Source organism: Mycobacterium sp. SMC-4 (genome assembly GCF_025263265.1).
Taxonomy (GTDB): domain Bacteria; phylum Actinomycetota; class Actinomycetes; order Mycobacteriales; family Mycobacteriaceae; genus Mycobacterium.
Genome location: NZ_CP079869.1, coordinates 2,840,665 through 2,867,600 on the forward strand (window position 1 = coordinate 2,840,665; position 26,936 = coordinate 2,867,600).

16 protein-coding genes and 1 riboswitch are annotated in these 26,936 nt (G+C 67.5%); all 16 genes read left to right on the top strand.

All coding sequences use genetic code 11. The annotated features are described in order from the left end of the window. The first annotated feature begins 17 nt into the window (after window positions 1–17). The 16 genes from secA2 to KXD98_RS13700 all read left to right on the top strand — a co-directional run bounded on the left by secA2 (window position 18) and on the right by KXD98_RS13700 (window position 26,934). Window positions 18–2,309, top strand: coding sequence for an accessory Sec system translocase SecA2 (secA2, locus tag KXD98_RS13625; protein ID WP_396883196.1), 2,292 nt, complete (start codon window positions 18–20; stop codon window positions 2,307–2,309). A 9-nt stretch (window positions 2,310–2,318) separates the two neighbouring features. Continuing rightward, entirely contained in the window at window positions 2,319–2,966 is a 648-nt protein-coding gene (locus KXD98_RS13630) for a CDP-alcohol phosphatidyltransferase family protein (protein ID WP_260758915.1), read from the top strand. Further along, window positions 2,963–3,856 (top strand): DUF881 domain-containing protein, encoded by an 894-nt coding sequence (locus KXD98_RS13635; protein ID WP_260758917.1) that lies wholly within the window; start codon window positions 2,963–2,965, stop codon window positions 3,854–3,856. The genes KXD98_RS13630 and KXD98_RS13635 overlap by 4 nt, the downstream gene beginning before the upstream one ends. After that, on the top strand, window positions 3,853–4,185 hold the full coding sequence (locus tag KXD98_RS13640; protein ID WP_260758918.1) for a small basic family protein: 333 nt from the start codon (window positions 3,853–3,855) through the stop codon (window positions 4,183–4,185). Before KXD98_RS13635 ends, KXD98_RS13640 begins: the two co-directional genes overlap by 4 nt. Beyond that, window positions 4,182–5,015, top strand: a complete 834-nt coding sequence (locus tag KXD98_RS13645; RefSeq protein WP_260758920.1) for a DUF881 domain-containing protein — start codon at window positions 4,182–4,184, stop codon at window positions 5,013–5,015. Before KXD98_RS13640 ends, KXD98_RS13645 begins: the two co-directional genes overlap by 4 nt. A 34-nt stretch (window positions 5,016–5,049) precedes the next feature. Further along, window positions 5,050–5,445 (top strand): glycine cleavage system protein GcvH, encoded by a 396-nt coding sequence (gcvH, locus tag KXD98_RS13650; protein ID WP_260758921.1) that lies wholly within the window; start codon window positions 5,050–5,052, stop codon window positions 5,443–5,445. Between the two features lie 148 nt (window positions 5,446–5,593). Beyond that, complete coding sequence (garA, locus tag KXD98_RS13655; RefSeq protein WP_260758923.1) at window positions 5,594–6,067, top strand: glycogen accumulation regulator GarA; 474 nt, start codon at window positions 5,594–5,596, stop codon at window positions 6,065–6,067. 45 nt (window positions 6,068–6,112) lie between these two features. Then, entirely contained in the window at window positions 6,113–6,859 is a 747-nt protein-coding gene (locus tag KXD98_RS13660; protein ID WP_260758925.1) for a MerR family transcriptional regulator, read from the top strand. A gap of 93 nt (window positions 6,860–6,952) precedes the next feature. Further along, window positions 6,953–7,447, top strand: coding sequence for a bifunctional nuclease family protein (locus KXD98_RS13665; RefSeq protein WP_260758926.1), 495 nt, complete (start codon window positions 6,953–6,955; stop codon window positions 7,445–7,447). Between the two features lie 214 nt (window positions 7,448–7,661). Beyond that, window positions 7,662–8,285: a MerR family transcriptional regulator gene (locus tag KXD98_RS13670; protein WP_260758927.1), complete on the top strand. Its 624-nt coding sequence runs from the start codon at window positions 7,662–7,664 to the stop codon at window positions 8,283–8,285. Between the two features lie 386 nt (window positions 8,286–8,671). After that, window positions 8,672–8,770, top strand: a riboswitch (glycine riboswitch). A gap of 154 nt (window positions 8,771–8,924) precedes the next feature. Then, complete coding sequence (gene gcvP / locus KXD98_RS13675) at window positions 8,925–11,774, top strand: aminomethyl-transferring glycine dehydrogenase (RefSeq protein ID WP_260758929.1); 2,850 nt, start codon at window positions 8,925–8,927, stop codon at window positions 11,772–11,774. A gap of 17 nt (window positions 11,775–11,791) precedes the next feature. Next, entirely contained in the window at window positions 11,792–12,520 is a 729-nt protein-coding gene (locus KXD98_RS13680; RefSeq protein WP_260758932.1) for a thioesterase II family protein, read from the top strand. 565 nt (window positions 12,521–13,085) lie between these two features. Beyond that, window positions 13,086–14,861 (top strand): AMP-binding protein, encoded by a 1,776-nt coding sequence (locus KXD98_RS13685; RefSeq protein WP_260758934.1) that lies wholly within the window; start codon window positions 13,086–13,088, stop codon window positions 14,859–14,861. Then, window positions 14,858–20,323 carry a type I polyketide synthase gene (locus tag KXD98_RS13690; RefSeq protein WP_260758936.1) on the top strand — a complete coding sequence of 1,822 codons (5,466 nt, stop codon included), beginning with the start codon at window positions 14,858–14,860 and terminating at the stop codon, window positions 20,321–20,323. The genes KXD98_RS13685 and KXD98_RS13690 overlap by 4 nt, the downstream gene beginning before the upstream one ends. 84 nt (window positions 20,324–20,407) lie before the next feature. Beyond that, entirely contained in the window at window positions 20,408–22,147 is a 1,740-nt protein-coding gene (locus KXD98_RS13695) for a fatty-acid--AMP ligase (RefSeq protein WP_260758937.1), read from the top strand. Further along, a complete protein-coding gene (locus KXD98_RS13700) occupies window positions 22,144–26,934 on the top strand; it encodes a type I polyketide synthase (protein ID WP_260758939.1) in 4,791 nt (1,596 codons plus the stop codon). Before KXD98_RS13695 ends, KXD98_RS13700 begins: the two co-directional genes overlap by 4 nt. Window positions 26,935–26,936 lie beyond the last annotated feature (2 nt).

The window sequence follows — 26,936 nt, forward strand, 5'->3', positions numbered from 1 at the left end:
CCAACCCGTTCTGGAAGCTGCTGGGCGCGCGGGTCGACAAAGATCAGGGCCGCTCCATGGAGCTGGTGCGCAGATCCGCGGAGTTCGATGACAAAGCCGCCGACCTCGACGCCGAGCAGCTGCGCAAGGCCGCCTCCCTGCTGGAGCTCAAAGAGTTGGCCGACGCATCGGACATCCCACAGTTCCTGGCCATCGCACGGGAGGCCTCTGAACGCGCGACAGGGTTGCGCCCGTTCGACGTACAGCTGCTGGGCGCCCTGCGCATGCTCGCCGGCGACGTCGTCGAAATGGCCACCGGTGAGGGCAAGACGCTCGCGGGCGCCATCGCGGCTGCCGGTTATGCGCTCGGCGGACGCAGCGTCCACGTCATCACCATCAACGACTACCTGGCCCGGCGAGACGCCGAGTGGGTCGGCCCGCTGATCGAGGCAATGGGTCTGACAGTCGGCTGGATCACGGCCGATTCCACGGCCGCCGAGCGCCGGGCCGCCTACCAGTGCGACGTCACCTACGCCTCGGTCAACGAGGTCGGCTTCGACGTGCTGCGCGACCAGCTTGTCGTCGACGTCGAAGATCTGGTCGCCCCGAACCCCGACGTGGCGCTGATCGACGAGGCCGACTCGGTTCTGGTCGACGAAGCGCTGGTACCGCTGGTGTTGGCCGGAACCAGTCACCGCGAAACCCCGCGGGTGGAGATCATCCAGATGGTCGGCGAGCTCACCGAGGGCAAGGACTACGCCACCGATGACGACAGCCGCAACGTGCACCTGACCGAGGCCGGTGCGCAAAAGGTCGAAGCTCAGCTCGGCGGCATCGACCTGTACTCCGAGGAGCACGTTTCGACCACTCTGACCGAGATCAATGTCGCGCTGCACGCCCACGTGCTGCTCCAGCGCGATGTCCACTACATCGTGCGAGACCAGGCGGTCCACCTGATCAACGCCTCCCGTGGCCGCATCGCCACGCTGCAGCGCTGGCCCGACGGCTTACAGGCCGCCGTGGAGGCCAAAGAGGGCATCGAGGCCACCGAGACCGGCGAGGTACTCGACACCATCACCGTGCAGGCATTGATCAACCGGTACCCGACGGTCTGCGGGATGACCGGCACCGCGTTGGCTGCTGGTGAACAGCTGCGCCAGTTCTACAAGCTCGGCGTGTCACCGATCCCGCCGAACAAACCGAATATCCGCGAGGACGAGGTTGACCGGGTGTATGTGACCGCCGCGGCGCGCAACGACGCCGTCATCGAACACATCAAAGAGGTGCACGCAACCGGTCAGCCGGTACTGGTCGGAACACGCGACGTCGCCGAATCCGAGGACCTGCACCGCCGACTGGTCAAAGCCGGGGTGCCGGCTGTCGTGCTCAACGCCAAGAACGACGCCGAGGAAGCTGCGGTGATCGCCGAGGCAGGCAAGCTCGGCGCGGTCACCGTCTCGACCCAGATGGCCGGCCGCGGCACCGACATCCGGCTCGGAGGTTCCGACGTCGACGAGCAGGACGCCGAGAAAGAGCGGGTCGCCGAACTGGGCGGTCTGCATGTCATCGGCACCGGACGTCACCACACCGAGCGGCTCGACAACCAGTTGCGCGGCCGCGCCGGCCGGCAGGGCGACCCGGGCTCGTCGGTGTTCTTCTCCAGCTGGGAAGACGACGTCGTGGTGGCGCATCTCGAATCCAGCAAGCTTCCGCTGGACTGCGACGACACCGGCCGTGTGGTCCATCCCAAGGCCGCCAGCCTGCTCGAACATGCACAGCGCGTCGCCGAAGGGCGGCTGCTCGACGTGCACTCCAACACCTGGCGGTACAACCAGCTGATCGCCCAGCAGCGCGCGATTCTGGTCGAACGCCGCGACACGCTGCTGCGCACCCCGACGGCCCGCGACGAACTGGCCGAGTTGTCGCCGGAGCGCTACGCCGAACTGGTCGAGCGACTCGCTCCCGACGGCGAGACCAAGTTGGAGAAGATCTGCCGGATGATCATGTTGTTCCACCTCGACCGTGGGTGGGCGGATCATCTGGCGTTTCTTTCCGACATCCGCGAGAGCATCCACCTGCGTGCGCTGGGCCGGCAGAATCCGCTCGACGAGTTCCACCGGATGGCCGTCGATGCTTTCGCCTCGCTGGCCGCCGATGCGATCGAGGCGGCCCAGCAGACCTTCGACACGGCACCGTCGATCGAAGACGAACCCGGCATCGACCTGTCCAAACTGGCGCGGCCCACGTCGACGTGGACCTACATGGTCCACGACAACCCGCTCAACGACGACACCCTCTCGGCGCTGAGCCTTCCCGGCGTGTTCCGCTAGGTTCATCGCATGGCCGAGACATCGGCGTTCGAGGATCCACCGCCCGGCAACCGGGTGCTGACGGTGCCCAACGTGCTGTCGGTGATCCGGCTGGCGCTGGTGCCGGCTTTCCTCTACCTGCTGCTGGTCGCCGACTGGCCCGCCGCCAACGGGTGGGCCGTGGCGATCCTGATGTTCAGCGGCGTGTCCGACTGGGCCGACGGCAAGATCGCCCGGTTGTTCGACAATCAGTCCTCGCGCCTGGGTGAGCTGCTCGACCCGGCCGTCGACCGGATCTACATGGTCACGGTGCCGGTGGCGATGGCGGCGGCCGGGGTGCTGCCCTGGTGGCTGGTCGCGGTGCTGCTGGGCCGTGACCTTGTGCTGGCCGCCACGCTGCCGCTGTTGCGTCGACGCGGTCTGACTGCACTGCCCGTCACCTACATCGGAAAAGCGGCGACTTTTGCGTTGATGTCAGGGTTGCCGCTGGTGTTGTTGGGCCAATACGACGCGCTGTGGAGTCGCGTGGTGTTGGCCTGGGGCTGGGGGTTCGTCATCTGGGGACTGGCGATGTACCTGTGGTCCGGTGCGCAGTACCTGATCCAGGTGGCGATGGTGGTGCGCGCGCTGCCGCCGAACGGCCCACCCTCGCGCACCGCGGAGTCCGCGCCACGATGAGCATGCTGGGGGGATATGACCCGACTTCGGGGCGCAGCGCGCACCGGGCCGACACCCCGACCCCGATTCCGGTGCCCTCGCTGCTGCGCTCACTGCTCTCCGATCATCTCGATCCGGGCTACGCTGCCGCGGCCGCGGCCGGCAAACCGCGGGGTCGCGCCGCACAGTGGGGTTGGCAGGTGCTGGCCGCGGTGACGGTTGCCACGGTGTTCGCGCTGGCTTGGTCGCAGGCCCAGGCCACGGCCCCGGGCGAACGGGAGTCGCAGCGGGTGCTCGTCGGCAGCGTGCGTTCGGCGGAAACCCAGAGCACGCAGATCGCCGAGCGCCGCAACGAACTGGCCGTGGTGGTGGAGACCGAGCAGCGCAGCCGGCTGGAAGGTGACGTCGCAGGGCGACTGTTGCTGGGTGACCTGGACGAAGCCAACCTGGCTGCGGCAGCCACCCCGGTCATCGGGCCCGGGTTGATGGTGACGGTCACCGACCCCGGTGTCACCCCGGACCTCACCGACGTTTCCAAGCAGCGCGTGCAGGGCAGCCGGCAGGTGATCTTGGACCGTGACCTGCAGCTGGTGGTGAACTCGCTGTGGGTCAGCGGTGCCGAGGCGATTTCGGTCGGTGGTGTGCGGGTCGGTCCGAACGTCACGATCCGTCAGGCAGGTGGCGGGATCCTGGTGGACAATCAACCGATCAGCAGTCCCTACGAGATTCTCGCGGTAGGCCCGCCGCATGCGTTGCAGGACAACTTCGGTCGCAGCAGTGGGCTGCAACGGCTGCGGCTGTTGGAGACCTCGTACGGTGTCGGTGTGCGGGTCTCGGCCGGGGAAGACCTGTCCCTTCCCGCCGGTTCTGTGCGAGACGTCAACTTCGCTACTGAGATTGGTCCCAAATGATCGGCATCGTCGCCCTCGTCGTCGGCATCGTTCTCGGTGTCGCCTTCCAACCGGACGTGCCCGAATTCGTCCAGCCCTACCTGCCGATCGCCGTGGTCGCCGCCCTCGATGCGGTGTTCGGCGGTCTGCGCGCGTACCTGGAACGGATCTTCGACTCCAAGGTCTTCGTCATCTCGTTCGTCTTCAACGTGTTGGTGGCGGCACTGATCGTCTATGTCGGTGACCAGCTCGGCGTGGGAACTCAGCTCTCGACCGCCATCATCGTCGTTCTCGGCATCCGTATCTTCGGCAACGCGGCGGCACTGCGCCGGCGGCTGTTCGGCGCATGACCGAACACACACCCCAGCACTCGTCCGACCGGAAGGCGCACGGCCGCCACGAGCTGCCGCGTGAGCATGCGCGTCCCGAGATCGGTGCACTCAACGCCGGCGGGGTGGCCGGGGTCGCGCGCAAGGGCCGCTCTCAGGTGGTGTTCGGGGTGCTGGGCGTGGTGCTATGCCTGCTGTTGGGGGTAGCGATCGCCACCCAGGTGCGCCAGACCGACTCGGGTGACGCATTGGAAACGGCGCGCCCGGCCGATCTGCTGATCCTGCTCGACTCGTTGCAACAGCGCGAGGCGGCGCTGAACAGCGAGGTCGCCGAACTGCAGCAGACGCTGGCCCAGCTGCAGGCATCCGGCAACAACGACGAGGCCGCGATCGAAAACGCGCGCTCCCGGCTAGCGGCGCTGTCCATCCTGATCGGCTCGGTGCCCGCAACCGGCCCGGGCGTCACGTTGACCATCACCGACCCCACCCAGGGAGTGGCAGCCGAGACCATGCTCGATGTGATCAACGAACTGCGGGCGGCCGGAACCGAGGCGATGGAGATCCGCGGTGAACGCAACGGAGAACAGGTGGCCGTACGCGTCGGCGTGGACACCTGGGTGGTCGGGGCGCCGGGAGCCCTGATCGTCGACAGCAACACAATGGGGCCGACGTATTCCATTCTGGCCATCGGCGATGCGCCGACCCTGGCCGCAGCCATGAACATCCCCGGAGGTGCAGTGGACAGCGTCGAGCGTGTCGGCGGCACCATGACGGTGCAACAATCCGAACGGGTCGACGTGACCGCCTTGCGACAACCGAAAGCCCGCCAATACGCTCAGCCCGTCAAATGACGGACCAGCGATCGACCACAGTTCAAGGAGCGCCGTGACCGAGATTCCCGCCGACCTGTCTTTCACCACCGAACATGAGTGGGTTCTGCGGACCGGCGACGACACGGTGCGTGTCGGCATCACCGACTACGCGCAGGCCGCCCTCGGCGATGTGGTGTTCGTTCAGCTCCCCGATGTCGACACCGAGATCACCGCGGGGGAGTCGTTCGGTGAGGTCGAGTCGACCAAGTCCGTCTCCGACCTCTACGCACCGATCACTGCGAAAGTCATTGCCGTCAACGGTGATCTGGAGAGTAATCCGCAGCTGGTCAACTCCGACCCGTATGGTGAGGGTTGGTTGGTAGAGCTGCAGGTCACCGACGGCGCGCTGGAGAGCGGTCTGGCCGAATTGCTCGACTCAGAGGGCTACCGCGCCCACGTAACCGAGTGATGTGTTGTTAGGGTCAAACAGACCGGATACGACAAGCAGATCCGGTCGTGGTGGATACAACGCGGTCCACTGCGCGGTACGGTCGACACGGCGGCAATGGCCGGGGGTCTGACCGGTTACCGCCACAGCAGCCAGTGAGGAGCAGCGGGTGACGGAAAAAGACTTCAATTCGGGGGCGGACTCTGACGAAGTCACCGTGGAAACGACATCGGTCTTTCGCGCCGACTTCCTCAACGAACTGGACGCTCCGGCGGCCCCAGGTGGGGACAGCGCGGTGTCCGGTGTCGAGGGTCTGCCCGTCGGGTCGGCGCTGCTGGTCGTCAAGCGCGGCCCCAATGCCGGGTCCCGATTCCTGCTCGACCAGGCGACCACCTCGGCGGGTCGCCACCCCGACAGCGACATCTTCCTCGACGACGTCACCGTCAGCCGGCGCCATGCGGAGTTCCGGCTGGAGTCCGGTGAGTTTCAGGTTGTCGACGTCGGGAGCCTCAACGGCACCTACGTCAATCGCGAGCCCGTCGACTCGGCCGTGCTGGCCAACGGTGACGAAGTCCAGATCGGCAAGTTCCGGTTGGTCTTCCTCACCGGGCCGAAGGGCGATGACGACGGCGCCGGTAGCTGACGGACCGCACGTCACCGCCGATCGCCGAGCGACCACCACGATCCGATGACACAGCCCGAGACCTCTGCGCTGAACGGGATGTCGATCGGGGTTGTCCTCGATCTCCTGCGCGGGGAGTTCCCCGACGTCACCCACTCCAAGATCCGGTTCCTCGAAGCCGAGGGGCTGGTCACCCCGGAGCGGACCGCGTCGGGTTACCGTCGGTTCACCGCGTATGACTGTGCGCGCCTGCGGTTCATCCTCACCGCCCAGCGTGACCACTACCTACCGTTGAAGGTCATCAAGGCCCAACTCGACGCGCAACCCGACGGCGAGTTGCCGCAGACCGCAAGCGCGTACGGAACACCACGTCTGGTACCGGTGGACGACGGCGTCGACCGAGTTCCCGGCACCCCGGTACCGCCCAGCCAGGTCCGACTGAGTCGCGAAGATGTGCTGCTGCGCTCCGGCGTCGGCGAGGAGCTGCTGACGGCTCTGGTCAAAGCGGGCGTCATCACCCCGTGCTTCAAGGGCGCCACTGCCACGTTCTTCGACGAGCACTCGGTGGTGATCGCCCAGTGCGCCCGCGCCCTGGCCGACTACGGCGTGGAGCCCAGGCACCTGCGCGCTTTCCGCTCCGCGGCCGACCGGCAGTCCGATCTGATCGCGCAGATCGCCGGACCCGTGGTCAAGGCCGGCAAGGCAGGAGCGCGCGACCGCGCCGACGATCTGGCGCGTGAAGTCGCCGCACTGGCGATCACCTTGCACACGTCTTTGATCAAGTCGGCTGTCCGCGACGTTCTGGACCGCTGAGGACTAGACTCGCCGTGACGGCTCAGCCGTCAGGTCCGAGCCGTAGACGGCTGGGATGACTTGGAGCAACACCAGTGCGGAGGGTAGGCACACATGGGTGAGGTTCGTGTGATCGGCATTCGAGTTGAGCAGCCGCAGAACCAACCCGTCCTGTTGCTGCGCGAGTCGAACGGGGACCGCTACCTGCCGATCTGGATCGGGCAGTCTGAGGCCGCCGCGATCGCCCTGGAACAGCAAGGTGTCGAGCCGGCACGGCCGCTGACCCATGATCTGTTTCGAGATGTCATTGCTGCTCTTGGTCATTCACTCAAAGAAGTTCGCATCGTCGATCTGCAGGAGGGCACCTTCTACGCCGACCTGGTCTTCGACCGCGACATCAAGGTCTCGGCGCGCCCATCGGACTCAGTGGCCATCGCGCTGCGGGTGGGCGTGCCGATCTACGTCGAGGAAGCGGTGCTGGCCGAAGCCGGCCTGATGATCCCCGACGAGACGGACGAGGAGTCGGGCGGCGGCGTCCGCGAGGACGAGGTCGAGAAGTTCAAGGAGTTCCTCGACAGTGTGTCGCCCGACGACTTCAAGGCCACCTGACCGGGCATTCGATCTTGGTCACGGATGCGTCTCGTCGCGTTCGACACGCGGGGCGGGTTTTCTGAAGCACCGCGCCGGGCAGCCATACTTGGTCCCGACACGCAGTCATAGTAGGCCGTCAAAGCGTATGCTCGAATCAAGTTCGGGCAGGGTGTAAGCAGGGGTTGAGTGCGCCCACGCAGGTCAGAGTCAGATCGGCGAGAGGATTCGCAAAGTGGGAGACACGCCACGCCAGGAGCAACTGGACCTCACCACGGGCTCCCCGCAGGCGGACACCTTTCCCCGTGTGACCGCCGACCCTGTCCAGGCGGGTCTGTTCCCCGACGATTCGGTGCCCGATGAGTTGGTCGGTTATCGCGGACCCAGCGCCTGCCAGATCGCGGGCATCACCTACCGCCAGCTCGACTACTGGGCCCGCACCTCCTTGGTGGTGCCGTCTATTCGCGGCGCTGCCGGTTCGGGCAGCCAGCGGCTCTATTCGTTCAAAGACATCCTGGTCCTCAAGATCGTCAAGCGGCTGCTCGACACGGGCATCTCGCTGCACAACATCCGCGTTGCGGTCGACCACCTCCGACAGCGCGGCGTCCAGGATCTGGCCAACATCACGCTGTTCTCCGACGGCACAACGGTCTACGAGTGCACCTCAGCCGAAGAGGTGGTCGACCTCTTGCAGGGCGGCCAAGGCGTGTTCGGCATCGCGGTCTCGGGAGCGATGCGCGAGCTCACCGGCGCCATCGCGGACTTTCCCGGGGAGCGGGCCGACGGCGGCGAGTCGATCTCGGCGCCCGAGGACGAGCTGGCGTCCCGACGCAAGAGCCGGGATCGCAAGATCGGCTGAGCCGATCATCCAGGTGAAGACGGCTGAGCCGATCATCTTGTGCTGCAGTTGATGTCACGCCGCCCAGCGGTGATTGGCGAATTCCGGCGCTCGACCACCAATTTCACATGAGTTTCTCTGTGGGGCAACGGAATCACTCCGTATGACGGCGCACTCGACGTCTGAACTTCTGGCAGATGATCTCGGCCACAATGGCTTTCGCCGGCTCGCTCGGCGCAGAGGGTTGGTCGCCACAGGTGATGTTGCGCGGAGGGCGAATCGAGCGATCGGTGCCACCTGTAGACAGGTCGATATCCGCGGTGACGGAGCCTGGGCTGCGCCAGCGGCGCCAGGGTCTCGGCAGGGACGGCGTTGGGTCTGCCAGGGCGGTAGACTTACCTGCGCATCGCCCTTGCGCGGGAGAGCTCCGTGGCCGCCAGCCACGGGCGCCGAAGGAGCAACACCTCTCCGTCAACCTCTCAGGCACCCAGGACCGCGTGAAGCCCCGATGCCTCTGGAAAGCGGTTTACCGCCCCTCAACCGGCGGGTGAACCCGCCCATGGGGAAAGGCAGCACGCCGAATCTCTCAGGCAACCCGGTCCGGGTCGACGACAGAGGGGGAGGAGCCGCCATAGTTCGTGCCCCGGGAGAAGTCGTCACGTGTCTGATCAGTCTCGCTCCAACGCATTCGTCGACCGCCACATCGGCCCTGACGCGCGCGCCGTCGAAACCCTGCTGAACACCATCGGTGTCGACTCGCTCGATGACCTCGCAGCCAAGGCGCTGCCCGCCGGAATTCTCGACCAGGTCTCGGGCGACGGAGTCGCTCCCGGGCTGGAACCGTTACCCGCGCCGGCGACCGAGGCAGAGGCGCTCGCCGAACTCCGCGCACTGGCCGATTCGAACACCGTCGCGGTGTCGATGATCGGGCAGGGCTACTACGACACGCTCACTCCGCCGGTGTTGCTGCGCAACATCATGGAGAACCCGGCCTGGTACACGGCCTACACGCCGTACCAACCCGAGATCAGTCAGGGTCGACTCGAGGCGCTGCTCAATTTCCAGACCATGGTCACCGATCTGACCGGCCTGGAGGTCGCCAACGCGTCGATGCTCGACGAGGGCACCGCGGCCGCAGAGGCGATGACGTTGATGCAGCGCGCGGTGCGTGGTTCGGCCCGCCTGCTGGCAGTCGACACCGATGTCTACCGCCAGACCGCTGCGATCCTGTCGACCCGGGCGCAGCCGCTGGGCATCGAGATCGTCACCGCCGACCTGCGTCAGGGGTTACCGGACGGCGACTTTTTCGGCGTCATCGTCCAACTGCCCGGCGCCAGCGGATGCGTCAACGACTGGAGTGCGCTGATCAAGCAGGCCCACGATCGCGGCGCACTGGTGGCCGTGGGTGCGGACCTGCTGGCGATGACTTTGATCACCCCGCCCGGCGAGATCGGTGCCGATGTGGCGTTCGGCACCACCCAGCGCTTCGGTGTCCCGATGGGGTTCGGGGGACCGCACGCCGGATATCTGGCCGTTCACTCCAAGCACGCCCGCCAACTGCCGGGGCGCCTGGTCGGGGTGTCGGTCGACGCCGACGGCGCGCCCGCCTACCGGCTCGCGCTGCAGACCCGCGAGCAGCACATTCGTCGCGACAAGGCCACCAGCAACATCTGCACCGCACAGGTGTTGTTGGCCGTGATGGCGGGCATGTATGCCAGCTATCACGGCGCCGAGGGGCTTACCGCGATCGCTCAGCGCGTGCACGGTCACGCCCGCACGCTGGCCGCCGGACTGACAGCCGGCGGGGTCGAGGTTGTGCACGACACTTTCTTCGACACGGTGCTCGCACGCATCCCCGGCGCCGCCCGCGGCGTTCAGGCCGCCGCCAAGGAACGCGGCGTCAACATCTGGCTCGTCGACGAGGACCACGTCTCAGTGGCGTGCGACGAAGCGACCACCGTCGGCCACGTGGCCGATGTGCTGGGCGCATTCTCGGTCGAGACCCCAGACCATGACTACACCGGGCCGACAATCGCGACGCGCACCTCGAGCTTCCTCACCCATCCGGCCTTCACCCGGTTCCGCACCGAGACCGAGATGATGCGCTACCTGCGCTCGCTGGCCGACAAGGACATCGCACTGGACCGCAGCATGATTCCGCTCGGTTCGTGCACGATGAAGCTGAACGCCGCCGCCGAGATGGAGGCCATCACGTGGCCGGAGTTCGGCCGTCAGCACCCATTCGCCCCGGCATCGGACACGGCCGGGCTACGGCGGTTGATCGCGGATCTGGAGACGTGGTTGAGCGGCATCACCGGCTACGACCGCATTTCCTTGCAGCCCAACGCCGGCTCCCAAGGGGAGTATGCGGGCCTGCTGGCGATCCAGGCCTACCACGCCGCGCGCGGGGATTCGGCACGCAATGTGTGTCTGATCCCGTCGAGCGCACATGGCACCAATGCCGCCTCGGCAGCCCTGGCCGGGATGAAGGTCGTCGTCGTGGGATGCCGCCCCAACGGTGACGTCGACCTCGATGACCTGCGATCCAAGGTGGCCGAGCACGCTGACCGGTTGTCGGCGCTGATGATCACCTACCCGTCCACCCATGGCGTGTACGAGCACGATGTGGCCGACATCTGTGCCGCTGTGCACGACGCCGGCGGGCAGGTCTATGTCGACGGCGCCAACCTCAACGCGCTGGTCGGACTCGCCCGACCGGGGCGGTTCGGTGGGGATGTCAGCCATCTGAACCTGCATAAGACGTTCTGCATCCCGCACGGCGGTGGCGGGCCGGGCGTCGGGCCGGTCGCGGTGCGCGCGCACCTGGCGCCCTATCTGCCCGGTCACCCGCTGGCCGCGGAGCTGTCCGATGACCTCACCGTGTCCGCCGCGCCGTACGGGTCCGCATCGATCCTGCCGATCACGTGGGCCTACATCCGGATGATGGGCGCCCAGGGCCTGCGCTCGGCCACCCTGGTGGCCATCGCGTCGGCCAACTACATCGCCCGTCGGCTCGATGAGTACTACCCGGTGCTCTACACCGGTGAGAACGGCATGGTCGCCCACGAGTGCATCCTCGACCTGCGGGCGATCACCAAGTCCACCGGCGTCACCGTCGATGACGTGGCCAAACGGCTCGCCGACTACGGGTTCCACGCCCCGACCATGAGCTTCCCGGTGGCCGGCACGTTGATGGTCGAACCGACCGAGAGCGAGTCGTTGGCCGAGGTCGATGCGTTCTGCGAGGCGATGATCTCGATCCGAGCTGAGATCGACCAGGTCGGGTCGGGCGCCTGGCCAGTTGATGACAACCCGCTTCGCAACGCACCGCACACCGCGGAGTGCCTGCTGGTTGAGCAATGGACCCACCCTTACACCCGCGAGCAGGCCGCATATCCGCTCGGCAAGGCGTTCCGACCCAAAGTCTGGCCGCCGGTCCGGCGGATCGACGGCGCATATGGCGATCGCAACCTGGTGTGCTCGTGCCCGCCCGTGGAGGCCTTCGCCTGAACGGTAGGGTGCCTCCCATGACAGAGGACGCTGCGGGCAAGACCCCGAAGTTGTTCATCTTTCCGCACGCCGGTGGCTCGCCGCAGTACTACGTGCCGTTCGCCAAGGCGTTCGCCACGGACATCAAGCGAACCGCCGTGCAGTATCCCGGCCAACGCGGCAAGCAGGACTTCGCGTCGTTCACCGACCTCCCTGCGCTGGCCGACGAGGTGCTCAAGATGGTTTCACCGGACGCCGACCACGGCGGCCCGATCAGCTTCTTCGGCCACAGCATGGGCGCGCTGTTGGCTTTCGAGGTGGCGCGACGCTTCGAGGACGCCGGCAGGCCGATCTCGACGCTGTTCGTCTCGGCCTGCGCTGCGCCGGGCCTGGTCGGCTTCGAGGACGTGCCCGACACCGATGACGGGTTGCTGGCGGCGGTCAGCACGTTGACCGGTGCGAGCCCGGAGTTCATGCAGAACTCCGCGTTTGCCGCGGCGATTCTGCCCACACTCAAGGGGCTCAAGGCCATCGCAAACTACAACGTCGCACCCGAGGTGACGCTGTCCTGCCCGATCCACGCGTACTACGGCGACGACGATGAGATCGCCACGACGGAGAAGGTCATGCCCTGGGCCCAGCGCACCGCCGCGGAGTTCACGGCGCGGGAGTTTCCCGGTCATCACTTCTACCTGTTGGAACAGCTCAATGAGCTGGTGCCCGACTTGGAAGAAAAAGTCTGGGCGCGTAGCCGTGCGGTGAATTAAGCAACAGTGTGGTATTCGCCACATCCAGGGGCGGGGGGTAGCTGCCGCCACGGCGAAGCCGAGCACATTCTGCGCACGCCCCTTCGCACATTCTGCCGGCTTGTGTAGCACGTCGTCGCAGCTCGTTCTTACTGCAGAGTCAGGAACGCAATTGTCCCGCACGTGCGATTTCCGCAAATCGTTTACGCCTACGTCAAAGCCGAGCGAGCACGGGGTTCGGCTGCTGTGGAACCGTAACCGCGTACCGAACGGCCGCTGTAACGAGCAACTGGAAAGCGCCGAATATAGTGGGGTGTTTCTGCAGCTGGCAAAACTGGGCAGCAGGCCGCGGCAAGGAAATATGTAGGTGGGTACGTTCACCGCGGGCGAAAATTCAGGACGATCGCGCGCTTTTCTCTGGCAAGCAACTCGTGGTCTAATCCATCGTTGGATTCGACGACACGAGCGCTGGGTCGGTGTTAGCCTTCGGGTCGAGCGGGGGCTGCGCGGCAAGAGCTGCGGATCGGTTTTGCCAACCACGGCAATGGGGCCGGGGCGCACACACATTTGATGAAAGGACGTCGCCATGCCGTTGCTTGAGTCGACCATCCCTGGCGTTCTCGCCGAGCGCGCGCGGTTGCAGCCCAACGAAGCGGCCTACACCTTCATCGACTACGACGTCGATCCCAACGGGTTCGCCGAGACGCTGACCTGGGCGCAGGTCTACCAGCGGGTCCAGGTGGTCGCCGAGGAGTTGCTGCGCCACGGGACCAAGGGGGACCGCGCCGCCATCCTCGCCCCGCAAGGGCTCGAGTACATCATTGCCTTCTACGGGGCGATGCAGGCGGGCTTCATCGCCGTTCCGCTGCCGGTGCCCGCCATGGGCCAGCTCGACGAGCGCGTGAACGGCGCGCTGCGCGACTGCCAGCCCGTGGCCGTGCTGACCACCTCGGCGGCCGTCGGCGAGATCATGACCTACGTCGGCGCGCAGTCGGGGGCCCCGACCCCGGCGGTCATCGAGGTCGACGCACTGGATTTCGATTCGCCGAACACCGTCGAGGTCAATGTCGGGCCGCTGCCCAAGACCGCCTACCTGCAGTACACCTCGGGCTCCACGCGTGCGCCCGCCGGCGTGATCATGACCCATCGCAACGTGATCGCCAACGTGAAGCAGGTGTTCGACGACTATATGGAGCACCGCGACGGCATTCCGCCGCAGGACATCACCATGGTGTCGTGGCTGCCCTTTTACCACGACATGGGCCTGATCCAGGGCGTCTTCGCGTCTCTGCTCACGCCGTCCGAACGCGGTGGTCTGCACGGCCGCCCGGCCATGCTGATGAGCCCGGTCGCGTTCCTGCAGAAGCCGGCCCGCTGGATCCAGCAGCTGGCGACCTACTCCCATTCCTGGTCGGCGGCGCCGAACTTCGCGTTCGAGCTCGCGGTGCGCCGCACCAAGGACGAGGACCTCGACGGTATGGACCTCAGCGGCGTGCTGGGCATCATCAGCGGCAGTGAACGCATCCACTCGGCGACCATCCGCCGCTTCAACGAGCGCTTCGCCAAGTTCGGCATGCCCGACACCACCGTGCGCCCGTCTTACGGGCTGGCCGAGGCCACGCTGTACGTCATCTCCGCGCCGATGGGCCACACCCCGTCGACGGTACGGTTCGACTACGAGAAGCTCGCCGCCGGCCACGCCGAGCGCTGCGGCGCCGAGGGCGGGTCCGAGCTGGTCAGCTACGGCGCCCCGCGGTCGTCGACGGTGCGCATCGTCGATCCGGAGACTCGTACCGAGAACCCCGACGGCAAGGTCGGGGAGATCTGGGTGCACGGCGACCAGGTCGCAATGGGGTATTGGCGCAACCCGCAACAGACCGAGCGCACCTTCGGCGGCGAAATGGCCGACCCCACGCCGGGAACCCCGACCAGCCAGTGGTTGCGCACCGGCGATCTGGGCGTGATGAGCGAGGGCGAGATGTTCATCATCGGCCGGATCAAGGATCTGTTGATCGTCGACGGTCGCAACCATTACCCCGACGACATCGAGGCCACCATCCAGGAGATCACCGGTGGCCGCGTCGCGGCGATCTCGGTGCTCGACGACACCAGCGAGCAGCTGGTGGCCATCGCCGAGCTCAAGAAGCGGGGCGACTCCGAAACCGAGGCGCTCGACAAGCTGCGCGCCGTCAAGCGTGAGGTCGCCTCGGCGATCAAGAAGTCTCACAGCGTCCGGGTCGCCGACCTGGTCCTGGTGGCGCCCGGCTCCATCCCGATCACGACCAGCGGCAAGATTCGTCGTTCGGCCTGTGTGGACCGGTACCGCCAGGACGAGTTCAGCCGACTGGACGTCACCACATGACGGCAGAATTCGATGAAGCCGCGATCAGGCACTGGCTGGTCGACTACCTCGTAACCAACATCGGGTGCAGTCCCGACGAGATCGATCTAGACGCGCCGCTCAACGATCTCGCGGTGGGCTCCAGTGACGCCGTCGTGCTGACCGGAGAGCTGTCGGAACTGCTCGGGCGCACCATTTCACCGGTGGAGTTCTGGCAGTACCCGACGATCAGCTCGTTGGCCAAATTCCTCACCGGCGGTGAGGTGGAGCCGCTCGTCGACTCCGCAGCCCAGGTCGGCTCCACCGACGAGGCGATCGCCGTCGTCGGCTTGGGGTGCCGGCTGCCCGGTGACGTTCACGGACCCGACGAATACTGGAATTTCCTCATGGAAGGACGCTCCGGGGTTCGCGAGGTACCTCCCGAACGTTGGAAGGTTTTCGAGAACGGCTCACCTGAAGACGTCGCAGCCCTGGCGGGTACCACCCGCTGGGGCTCGTTTCTGAGTGATGTCGACGCCTTCGACGCGGAGTTCTTCGAGATCTCGCCGAGTGAGGCCGACAAGATGGATCCGCAGCAGCGGTTGCTGCTCGAGGTCACTCACGAGGCACTCGAGCATGCGGGCATCCCTGCAGAGTCGCTACGGCACTCCCAGACCGGCGTGTTTGCCGGTGCGTGTGTCAGCGAATACGCCTTCCTGTCGACCGCGCAGCTGAGCCAGGTCGACTCATGGTCGGGCACCGGGGGCGCGTTGAGCATCATTGCTAATCGGGTGTCGTATTTCTTTGATTTGCGGGGTCCGTCGGTGACGGTGGATACGGCGTGTTCGTCGTCGTTGGTGGCGATTCATTTGGCGTGTCAGAGTTTGCGGTCGGGGGATTCGAATCTGGCGTTGGCCGGTGGGGTGAACCTGGTGTTGGCTCCGGCGGTGACCCGCAGCTTCGACCAACTCGAAGCGATGTCGCGCAGCGGGCGTTGTCATGCGTTTGATGCGCGTGCTGATGGGTTCGTGCGGGGTGAGGGCGCGGGTGTGGCCGTGCTCAAACGCCTCTCTGATGCGGTGCGTGACGGGGATCGGGTGTTGGCGGTGATCCGGGGGTCGGCGGTCAATCAGGACGGCCGTTCCAACGGGTTGATGGCGCCGAATCCGGCGGCCCAGATGGCGGTGCTGCGCTGGGCCTATGCCGCAGCCGGGGTCGAGCCGCGCGAGGTCGATTACGTCGAGGCCCACGGCACCGGCACGTTGCTCGGTGATCCGATCGAGGCGCGCGCGTTGGGCACGGTGCTGGGCCGCGGTCGCGGTGCCGATGCCCCGTTGTTGATCGGTTCGGTCAAGTCCAATCTGGGCCATTTGGAAGCCGCTGCCGGTATCGCCGGGTTCGCCAAAGCCGTGTTGGCGCTGACCCATCAGCAGATCCCGGCCAACCTGGGCTATGAGAGCCCCAACCCGCACATCCCGTTCGACAAGCTGCGTCTCAAAGTGGTCGACGCCCACACCGACTGGGCCCCCCAAGGCCGGCCGCGCCGGGCCGGGGTGTCCTCGTTCGGGTTCGGTGGCACCAACGCCCACATCGTGCTCGAACAGGCCCCCGCGATGGCCCCGGCCCCCGCCCCGGCCGACCCGGTGATCTCCACCTTGGTGATCTCAGGCAAGAACCCGGCCCGTATCGCCTCGACGGCGGCCATGCTCGCCGACTGGATGAGCGATCAGGGCGCCGAGGTCGCGTTGGCCGATATCGCCCACACCCTCAACCACCACCGCACCCATCACCCCAAGTTCGCCACCGTGGCCGCCCGCGACCGTGACCAGGCCATCACCGGTCTGCGCGCGCTGGCCGCCGGTCACAGCGCCCCCGGGGTGGTGCCCGCACCCTCCACCGGGCGCCGTAACGGCACCGTGTTCGTCTACTCCGGTCAAGGCTCCCAATGGGCCGGCATGGCCCGCCAACTACTCACCGACGAACCCGCCTTCGCCGAAGCCATCAACCGCATCGAACCCACCTTCACCGAACACGTCGGTTTCTCCCTGCGCGACGTGATCGCCAACGGAGAGACAGTCGTCGGCATCGAACGCATCCAGCCGGTGCTCGTGGGCATCCAGCTGGCGCTGACCGAGCTGTGGCGCTCCTACGAAGTGCAGCCCGACGCGGTCATCGGCCACTCCATGGGCGAAGTCACCGCCGCAGTGGTCTCGGGCGCACTGAGCCTGGCAGACGGCCTCACAGTCATCGCCACCCGCTCCCGACTGATGTCCCGCCTGGCCGGCCAAGGCGCGATGGCGCTGATCGAACTCGATGCCGACGCCACGACCGAGCTACTGGCCGGCTATCCCGATGTCACGCTCGCGGTGCACGCCTCGCCGCGCCAGACCGTGGTCGCCGGCCCGCCTGAGCAGGTCGACGGCGTCATCGCCGCGGTGTCGGCCCGTGAGCTGCTGGCCCGCCGGATCGAGGTCGACGTGGCGTCGCACCATCCGACGATCGACCCGATCCTGCCGGAGCTGCGGGAGGCCCTGGCCGATCTGTCACCCGGCACCCCGACGATCCCGTTGATCACCACGACCGTCGACCACACCGGTCCCACGCCGACGTTCGACGCCGATTACTGGGTGACCAACCTGCGCAATCCGGTGCGCTTCAGCCAGGCGGTCACTGCGGCAGGCGCGGAGCTGGGGACGTTCATCGAGGTCAGCCCGCACCCGCTGCTGACCTACGCGATCGCCGACACGTTGAGCGGGGCACAGCACCAGACCATCGCCACGCTGCAGCGCGGCGAGGACGACACGCTGACCTTCCACACCAATCTCAACGCCACCCACACCACGCATCCGCCGCAGAGCCCGCACAGGACCGAACCGCACGTGGCGTTGCCGCTGACGCCGTGGCACCACAGCAGGCACTGGATCAGCACCGAATCCTGGGTGCGCAGTGGGGCAGGTTCGGCACCTCGGCTGGGCACCCTGCTCGGGGAACACACAGCTGTGGCGACGACGCCGCCGGCGCACCTGTGGCAGGCGCGGTTGGTTTCCGAAGCCAAGCCGTATCCCGGCTACCACCGGATCCAGGGCGTCGAAGTAGTGCCGATGGCGGTGCTGCTGAACACCCTGTCGGCCGCCGCCGCCGAGGTGGGAGTGCAGGGCGTCGGCGATCTGCGCTTCTTCCAGCCCATCGTGCTGAGTCAGCCACAGGTGATCCAGGTGGTCGTCGAAGACGAGATCATCACGGTCTCCTCTGCTCCGTCGGCCGATGCTCCCGCCCACCGCTGGGTCAAGCACGTCAGCGCCCGTGCCACCAACGCCGCCGCTGCGGCGGTAGTGGCAGCCGAGGGTGAGTTGGCCGCGCTGGACGCTGCCGACATCGCCGAGCTGCAGAAGAAGTGGGGCGTCGACGGCAACCCGTTCCGGTGGACCATCGAGTCCTGCCACACCGGCCAGGGTGCGCTTCGCGCCGAGGTCGCGCTGATCGACGAGGCCGCGGTGGCACTGCTGGATGCGTCGGTCAACGCCGCACGGCTGGTCGACACCTCCGACACCCGGCTGCTGGTGCCGTCCGACGTCGAGAGCATCCGGATCGCCGATGTCGGCGTCGGCTCGACCGGGGTGGTGCAGGCGCGCCGCCGCGCCACCGCTGACGACGAGCTGGTCGTCGACGTGGTCGCCACCGGCACCGACGGGACACCCTGTGTCGAGATTAGGGGACTGCGCTTTGCCGACGTGGAGGCCAGTGCCCCACACGCCGTGCGCGACGCCGATCCGCGCCGCGTCGCGCACGCCCTCGACTGGCAACCGTGGCTTCCGGACAACTCGGATGCTCCGGGGCCGCAACGGGACATCGCGATCATCGGAGAGGGCGAGACCGCCCAGGCGCTGCGTGACGCGGTCACCGCGGGCGGTCACCGGGCAGCCGACGTGGCCGAGGCCTCGTGTGTCGTCTACGTCGCCGACACCGCAAGCACCGGCGGCGCCGACCTCGATGTCGCCGTGCGGCAATCCGCAGAGGTGGCCGCCTTGGTCAGCCGCCTGGTCGAACAGGGCGGTGCCCATCCGCCCGCGCTGTGGCTTGTCACGCGGGGGGTCCTGGAGGCCGACACCGCCGCTGCACTGCAACAGAGCCCGCTGTGGGGGCTGGCGGGCGTGATCGGCGCCGAGCAGCCGGAGGTGTGGGGCGGACTGGTGGACCTGCCCGCCGACGGCGACTTGGACGACGCGGTCACCGCCGTCGCCGCGCTGCTGCCGACACCGGCCCGAACCACCCTCGCGTGGCGCGCCGGAAGCTTCCTGAGTCGCGAACTGGTCGCGCTGGACACCGAGCCCGTGGGTGAACCGCTGCGCTGCCGGGCCGACGGCACCTACCTGATCACCGGTGGCCTGGGCGCGCTCGGCCTACTGATGGCCGAATGGCTGGCCGACCGCGGCGCCCGGCGGCTGCTGTTGGCCGGCCGGACGCCGCTGCCGCCCCGTCGCGAGTGGGACAGTGACGACCTCGATGCCGCGACACGCGGCAAGATCGCCGCAGTTCGCGCTCTGGAGTTACGCGGCGTGACCGTCGAGGCAGTCAGCCTCGACATCGGGTCGGCCGACGCACTGCGCGCGCTCGTCGCCAGGCGCGACGCCGACGGCGCCGCGCCGATCCGGGGCGTCATCCACGCCGCCGGCATCAGCGACAGCCAGCTGCTCACCGACGTCGACGAAAGCCGGTTGCAGGCCACGATGTGGCCCAAGATCGCCGGTGCTGCCGCGCTGCACGAGGTGTTTCCGGTCGCGGAGTTGGACTTCTGCTATTTGACCGGCACCGCGGGTACGGCCTTCGGCATCCCGGGGCAAGGTGCCTACGCAGCGGCCAACGCCTATCTCGACGCGCTGGCCCGAGCCCGGCACGGGCAGGGCGGCCATACCGTCAGCCTGGCGTTCGTGGCCTGGCAAGGGCTGGGCTTCGGCGCCGAGGCTCAGATCGTGGTTGCCGAACTCGCCCGACTCGGGTCGCGGCCGATCACGCCCACCGAGGCGTTTGCGGCCTGGGAGCACACCCACCGCTACCCGCTGGCCCAGGCGGTTCTGGTGCCGATGGAATCCGACGACGTCGCCGGCCCCGGCGCCGGCGGTGCGCCGGAGGCCCCGACCCGGGATTGGTCGACGATGTCACCGGCCGAGGTACACGCCGAGCTCGCCCAGGGTCTGCGCGCCATCCTGGCTTCGGAGCTGCGGATCCCCGAGGACCAGGTCGAAGTCGATCTGCCGTTCGCCGAGTTGGGCCTGAACTCGGTGATGGCGATGTCGATCCGCCAGCAGGCCGAGCAGCTCGTCGGGCTGCAGCTGTCGGCGACCATGCTGTGGAACCATCCGACCATCGGAGCCCTTGCCGGATTCCTGGCTGAGAAGCTACTGCCCGAAAGCTCTTCCGAGGACGATCCCGGCGATACCGAGGACTCGTCGGACAGCGTATTGGACTCGCTGTTCGACAGCGTGGAGTCGGAGAGCAGAATTTGATGCCGACGGTGTTCTTCCGAACCCCCGAGGTGATCGGTCGGCAGCGACACCGCCGTGCCGAATCGACTGGGAAGGATGTTGCTGATGGCGACTGCTGAATACTCGATTCCTGCGCTGGTCGCCCAGCGCAGTACAGACGACCCGGATGGGATCGCCTACACGTTCGTCGACTACGACGTCGACCCGGCCGGTGTCGCGGAAAGCCTCACCTGGTCCGAACTCAACGAGCGCATCCAGGCTGTGGCGCAGAAGCTCAGTCAGTGCGGCGAACCCGGTGACCGCGCGGTGATTCTGGCTCCGCAGAACCTCGACTACGTCGTGGCGTTCCTCGGCGCGATCGAGGCCGGCTTCATCGCGGTGCCGCTGTCGGCCCCGCTGTTCGGCCACCACGACGAGCGCATCGTGGGCGCGCTGGCCGACTCCACCCCGGTGGCGATCTTGACCACCTCGCCGATCGTCGACGACATCCGCCACTACGCGCAGGATCAGCCGAATCAGCGCGCGCCCAAGGTGATCGAGGTCGACCTGCTCGAGCCGTTCTTCGGGGACCCGATCGACGTGGCATCGCGGCCGAAGACGGCGTACCTGCAGTACACGTCGGGCTCGACGCGCGCTCCCGCCGGGGTCGAGGTCACCCACAAGAACGTCATTCGCAACATCGCCCAGCTGCATCCCGACTACTTCGCCGGCCATCCGGCGGGGGAGTATCCGCCGGGCCTGCGCGCGGTGTCCTGGTTGCCGCTCTACCACGATATGGGCCTGGTGATCGGCATCTTCCTCGGTCTGGTCAGCGGCGCTCCGACCACGCTGATGAGCCCCATCGGCTTCATGCTCAAGCCGGCCCGCTGGATGCAGCAGCTCGCCGTCGACGAGGGCTGGGTGGTCACCGCGGCACCGAACTTCGCCTACGAGCTCGCGGCGCGACGCACCAAGGACGAGGACCTCGAGGGGCGGCATCTGCGCAATCTGCGCGTGATGATCAACGGGGCCGAGCGGGTGCACGGTGCGACCCTGCGCCGGTTCCACGAACGCTTCGACGCCTACGGCCTGCCCGCCACCGCCATCCGGTCCTCCTACGGGCTGGCCGAGGCCACCATCTACGTGTCCTCCACGTTGGCCGAACGTCCGGCCGAATCGGTGTTCTTCGATTTGGAGAAGTTGTCGGCCGGCCATGCCGAACGCAGCGCCGACGGCGGGTCCGAGCAGGTCAGCTGTGGGCCGCCGCGGTCGACGACGGTGCGCATCGTCGATCCGGAGACGTGTGTGGAAAAGCCCGCCGGCCAGGTCGGCGAGGTGTGGCTGCACGGTGATCACGTCACCGCCGGTTACTGGCGCAATCCAGAACAGACCGCGCGGGTGTTCCGCGGCAAGATCGTCGAGCCGACCGCCGGTACCCCGGCCGAGCCGTGGCTGCGCACCGGCGACCTGGGCATGATGTTCGAAGACGAGCTCTACATCGTGGGGCGGATCAAGGATTTGTTGATCGTCGACGGGCGTAACCATTACCCCGACGACATCGAGGCCACTGTGCGCGAGGTGACCGGTGGTCGAGTCGCGGCCATTTCGCTGCCCGAGGACGCGACCGAGCGGCTGGTGGTCGTCGCCGAGCTGAAGAAGCCCGAAGAGTACGACCAGGCTGCATTGGAGGCGATGCAGCAACGGGTGACCGCTGCCGTCTCGGAAGGCCACAGCGTCCGCGTCTCCGACCTGGTGCTGGTCGGGCGGGGTTCACTGCCGCTGACCACCAGCGGCAAGGTGCGGCGCGCGGCCTGTCTCGAGCGATACCGGCTGGGCGAGTTCAGCCGGCTGGGTGCCGATAGATGACCGCACCTCTCGACGAGGCTGCTATCCGACGTTGGCTGGTCGACTATCTGGTCACCAACATGGGCTGCAACCCTGACCAGATCGATGCCGGGGCTTCCATGCACGATCTCGGGGTCGGCTCCCGTGATGCGGTGGTGTTGACCGGTGAGCTCTCCGAACTGGTCGGCAGCACGGTGTCACCGGTGGATTTTTGGCAGTACCCGACCGTCGACGCGCTGGCCAAGTTTCTCAGCGGCGGCGAGGTGGAACCTGTGGACGTTGTCGCACCCGCGCCAAACCCCGGCGGCTTCAACGAGCCGATCGCGGTGATCGGGCTGGGCTGCCGTTTCCCCGGCGACGGTGCTGACCTGCAAGGCCCCGACCAGTACTGGGAGTTCCTGCTCGACGGAGGGTCCTCGGTGACCGAGGTGCCGGCGCAGCGGTGGGCCCCCTTCGACGACGGCACCGCCGAATCGGAGGCCGTCCTCGACACCGTGACGCGCTGGGGTTCCTATCTGAGTGATGTCGACCAGTTCGACGCCGAGTTCTTCGAGATCATGCCGCGCGAAGCCGCCCGGATGGATCCGCAGCAGCGGTTGCTGCTCGAGGTGATGCAGGAGGCCCTGGAGCACGCCGGTATCCCCGCCGACTCCCTGGCCGAATCGCCCACCGGGGTGTTCACCGGCGCATCGGTGACCGACTACGGCTGCATGGGCGCGCTGGATCTGCCGGGCGTCGACGCGTGGTACGGAACCGGCAGTGCGTTGAGCATCATTGCTAATCGGGTGTCGTATTTCTTTGATTTGCGGGGTCCGTCGGTGACGGTGGATACGGCGTGTTCGTCGTCGTTGGTGGCGATTCATTTGGCGTGTCAGAGTTTGCGGTCGGGGGATTCGAATCTGGCGTTGGCCGGTGGGGTGAACCTGGTGTTGGCTCCGGCGGTGACCCGCAGCTTCGACCAGGCCGAGGCGCTGTCGAAGTCGGGGCGTTGTCATGCGTTTGATGCGCGTGCTGATGGGTTCGTGCGGGGTGAGGGCGCGGGTGTGGCCGTGCTCAAACGCCTCTCTGATGCGGTGCGTGACGGGGATCGGGTGTTGGCGGTGATCCGGGGGTCGGCGGTCAATCAGGACGGCCGTTCCAACGGGTTGATGGCGCCGAATCCGGCGGCCCAGATGGCGGTGCTGCGCTCGGCCTATGCCGCAGCCGGGGTCGAGCCGCGCGAGGTCGATTACGTCGAGGCCCACGGCACCGGCACGTTGCTCGGTGATCCGATCGAGGCGCGCGCGTTGGGCACGGTGCTGGGCCGCGGTCGCGGTGCCGATGCCCCGTTGTTGATCGGTTCGGTCAAGTCCAATCTGGGCCATTTGGAAGCCGCTGCCGGTATCGCCGGGTTCGCCAAAGCCGTGTTGGCGCTGACCCATCAGCAGATCCCGGCCAACCTGGGCTATGAGAGCCGCAACCCGCACATCCCGTTCGACAAGCTGCGTCTCAAAGTGGTCGACGCCCACACCGACTGGGCCCCCCAAGGCCGGCCGCGCCGGGCCGGGGTGTCCTCGTTCGGGTTCGGTGGCACCAACGCCCACATCGTGCTCGAACAGGCCCCCGCGATGGCCCCGGCCCCCGCCCCGGCCGACCCGGTGATCTCCACCTTGGTGATCTCAGGCAAGAACCCGGCCCGTATCGCCTCGACGGCGGCCATGCTCGCCGACTGGATGAGCGATCAGGGCGCCGAGGTCGCGTTGGCCGATATCGCCCACACCCTCAACCACCACCGCACCCATCACCCCAAGTTCGCCACCGTGGCCGCCCGCGACCGTGACCAGGCCATCACCGGTCTGCGCGCGCTGGCCGCCGGTCACAGCGCCCCCGGGGTGGTGCCCGCACCCCCCACCGGGCGCCGTAACGGCACCGTGTTCGTCTACTCCGGTCAAGGCTCCCAATGGGCCGGCATGGCCCGCCAACTACTCACCGACGAACCCGCCTTCGCCGAAGCCATCAACCACATCGAACCCACCTTCACCGAACACGTCGGCTATTCGCTGCGCCAGATCATCGCCGACGGGTCAGCGGTGCGGGGCGACGCCGAGGTGCAGCCCGTGTTGATGGGTCTGCAGCTGGCGCTGACCGAGCTGTGGCGCTCCTACGGCGTGCACCCGGACGCGGTCATCGGCCACTCCATGGGCGAAGTCACCGCCGCAGTGGTCTCGGGCGCACTGAGCCTGGCAGACGGCCTCACAGTCATCGCCACCCGCTCCCGACTGATGTCCCGCCTGGCCGGCCAAGGCGCGGTGGCGCTGATCAACGTCGATGCGCAGACCTGCGCACAGCTGATTGCCGGCCACCCCAGCGTCGAAGAGGCCGGTTACCTGTCGCCCCGCCAGACCGTGGTCGCCGGGTTGCCCGGCGAGATCGAATCGTTGATCGCCGAGGTGACCGCGCAGAACCGGTTTGCCCGCAAGGTCAACATGGAGGTCGCCTCGCACACCGCCCTGATGGATCCGGTGCTCGACGAGCTGCGCGCCGCACTGGCCGACATTGATCCGCGGCTGCCGACCATCCCGTTCCTGTCCACCGTCACCGGTCCCGAATCGACGCCTGCGCTGGACGCCGACTACTGGGTGGCCAACGTCCGTCGTCCGGTGCGCCTACACGATGCGGTCTCCGCTGCAGCCGTCGAGCACGGCACCTTCATCGAGGTCAGCCCCCATCCGACGATGGGTCAGCCGATCAGCGACACGCTGGCCGACGTCGAGCACCGCAGTATCGGCACGCTGGCACGCGACAGCGACGACACGCTGACCTTCCGCACCAACCTCAACGCCACCCACACCAGGCGGCCACCGCCCACCGATCCCCGTCCGGGACCCCCTGTGCCGCTGCCGACCACGCCGTGGCAGCACGGCCGGCACTGGCTGGACGTGAGGCCGGTACGGCACTCGGCGGCGCGGCGCTTCCGTGCCGAAGCCGGCGCGGACAGCGGGCTGCCGCCGGAGTGGTTCTGTGAGCTGACCTGGCCGGAGCAGCCGCTGTCCGACAATGCCCCCGATGCCGCAGCCTCTGCGGCACGCTGGGTCGTCGTCGGCGACGCCGCGCTGGGCGCGGAGTTCACCCGGGTGCTCGGCGCCTCGGTGACCGTCCTGGCCGACGCCGGCGACGCCGACGCGTTGCGGACGGCGATGGCCGGCGCAACCCATGTGCTCTACGCACCTGGGACGACGGCACCGGACGACCTCGGCTACGGCCTGTTCGCCGCGGCCCGCTCGATCGTGGCCGGCGCAGCGGTCGCCGACGAGGTGCCCGCGGTGTATTTCCTGACCCGCAACGCGCAGCCGGTGCAGCCAGGGGACCGGGCCAACCCGCCCCATGCCCTGCTGTGGGGGCTTGGCCGCACGTTGGCGCTGGAACACCCGCAACTCTGGGGCGGCGTCGTCGACCTCGACGAATCCGTTCCCGTCGAGCTGGCCGTGGCAGCGCTGCTGAACGAGGCCCGCCGCGGTGGCGACGAGGACCAGATCGTGTATCGGGCGGGACACCGACACGTGGCGCGGTTGCAACCCGGCCGACCGCTGCGCACCGACGGCACCCTGGATCCCGACGGCAGCTACCTCGTCGTGGGCGCCACCGGCCGGATCGGACCCGCACTGATCGAGCAGCTGGCAGCGATGGGCGCGCGCACCGTGGTAGCCGTGTCGCGCAACCCCGGCTCACGGCTCGACGAGCTGACCGAACGGTTGTCGGCGAGCGGAACGACGCTGGTGACCGTCGCCGCCGACGCATCCGAGGAGGCTTCGCTCGGCGCGGTGTTCGAGCGCTTCGGCGCCGACCTGCCGACGCTGCGCGGCATCTATGTCGCGGCCTTCGGCGGTGGGCCGGTGACGTTGGCGGACATGACCGACGCCGATGTGGCGGCGATGTTCCGGCCGAAGATCGACGCTGTTGCGGTGTTGCACAAGCTCTCGGTTCGTCATCCGGTGCGCCAGTTCGTGATGTTCACGTCGATCTCCGGGATCCTGGGCTCCCGCTGGCTGGGGCACTACGCCGCGACGACGACCTATCTGGACACCTTCGCCTACTTGCGCCGAGCGGCCGGGCTGCCGGCGAGCGCGGTCAACTGGGGACTGTGGGAGTCGCTGGCCGACGAGCAGACCGGAGTGGAACAGCAGACCACCGTCGAGTCCGGGCTGGAGCCGATGGCCGACGGCGTCGCGATCACCGCGTTGGCAGCGTTGACCGGACCCGACGCGCCGGTGCGAACCACCATCGTCGCCGCGGATTGGCCTCGGCTGGCCACCGCCTACCGCACCCGCGCGGCCCTGCACATCGTCGATGATCTGCTGCCCGCAGTGGCCGACGGAACGGCCGCAGGCAGCGCTGACACCGAGTTCCGCCGGGAGCTGCGCGCCGCCGATCCACAGCGTCGCTTCGATCTGCTCACCGCACATGTCACTTTGCAGGTGGCTGCGGCGATGGGGTTGGCCTCGCCGCAGTTGCTGGACCCGTCGGTGGGCTTCTTCCAGTTCGGCATGGACTCGTTGATGAGCGTCACGTTGCAGCGTTCGCTGAGCGAAAGCCTTGGTCAGGTGCTTCCGGCGTCGGTGGTCTTCGACTATCCGACCGTCGAGGCGCTGACCGATTATTTGGCGACGGTGATTCCTGAGATACTCGAAGCCGCCGACTCGGCCGAGGCCGCGGCCGGCGACGGCGTCGGGGGCGGCGTTGGAAATGGTGTTGCAGGCGTCACCGAGGATGTCTACGACGATCTGGCCGAGGACGAGTTACTGCAGAAACTTTCGGAAAGACTGAGTTGAGA

Excerpts from the sequence above, each read along its gene's own strand:
- KXD98_RS13630 (WP_260758915.1), top strand. The coding sequence starts at position 2,319 with ATGGCCGAGACATCGGCGTTCGAGGATCCACCGCCCGGCAACCGGGTG.
- KXD98_RS13635 (WP_260758917.1), top strand. The coding sequence starts at position 2,963 with ATGAGCATGCTGGGGGGATATGACCCGACTTCGGGGCGCAGCGCGCAC.
- KXD98_RS13640 (WP_260758918.1), top strand. The coding sequence starts at position 3,853 with ATGATCGGCATCGTCGCCCTCGTCGTCGGCATCGTTCTCGGTGTCGCC.
- KXD98_RS13645 (WP_260758920.1), top strand. The coding sequence starts at position 4,182 with ATGACCGAACACACACCCCAGCACTCGTCCGACCGGAAGGCGCACGGC.
- KXD98_RS13660 (WP_260758925.1), top strand. The coding sequence starts at position 6,113 with ATGACACAGCCCGAGACCTCTGCGCTGAACGGGATGTCGATCGGGGTT.
- KXD98_RS13665 (WP_260758926.1), top strand. The coding sequence starts at position 6,953 with ATGGGTGAGGTTCGTGTGATCGGCATTCGAGTTGAGCAGCCGCAGAAC.
- KXD98_RS13680 (WP_260758932.1), top strand. The coding sequence starts at position 11,792 with ATGACAGAGGACGCTGCGGGCAAGACCCCGAAGTTGTTCATCTTTCCG.
- KXD98_RS13685 (WP_260758934.1), top strand. The coding sequence starts at position 13,086 with ATGCCGTTGCTTGAGTCGACCATCCCTGGCGTTCTCGCCGAGCGCGCG.
- KXD98_RS13690 (WP_260758936.1), top strand. The coding sequence starts at position 14,858 with ATGACGGCAGAATTCGATGAAGCCGCGATCAGGCACTGGCTGGTCGAC.
- KXD98_RS13695 (WP_260758937.1), top strand. The coding sequence starts at position 20,408 with ATGGCGACTGCTGAATACTCGATTCCTGCGCTGGTCGCCCAGCGCAGT.
- KXD98_RS13700 (WP_260758939.1), top strand. The coding sequence starts at position 22,144 with ATGACCGCACCTCTCGACGAGGCTGCTATCCGACGTTGGCTGGTCGAC.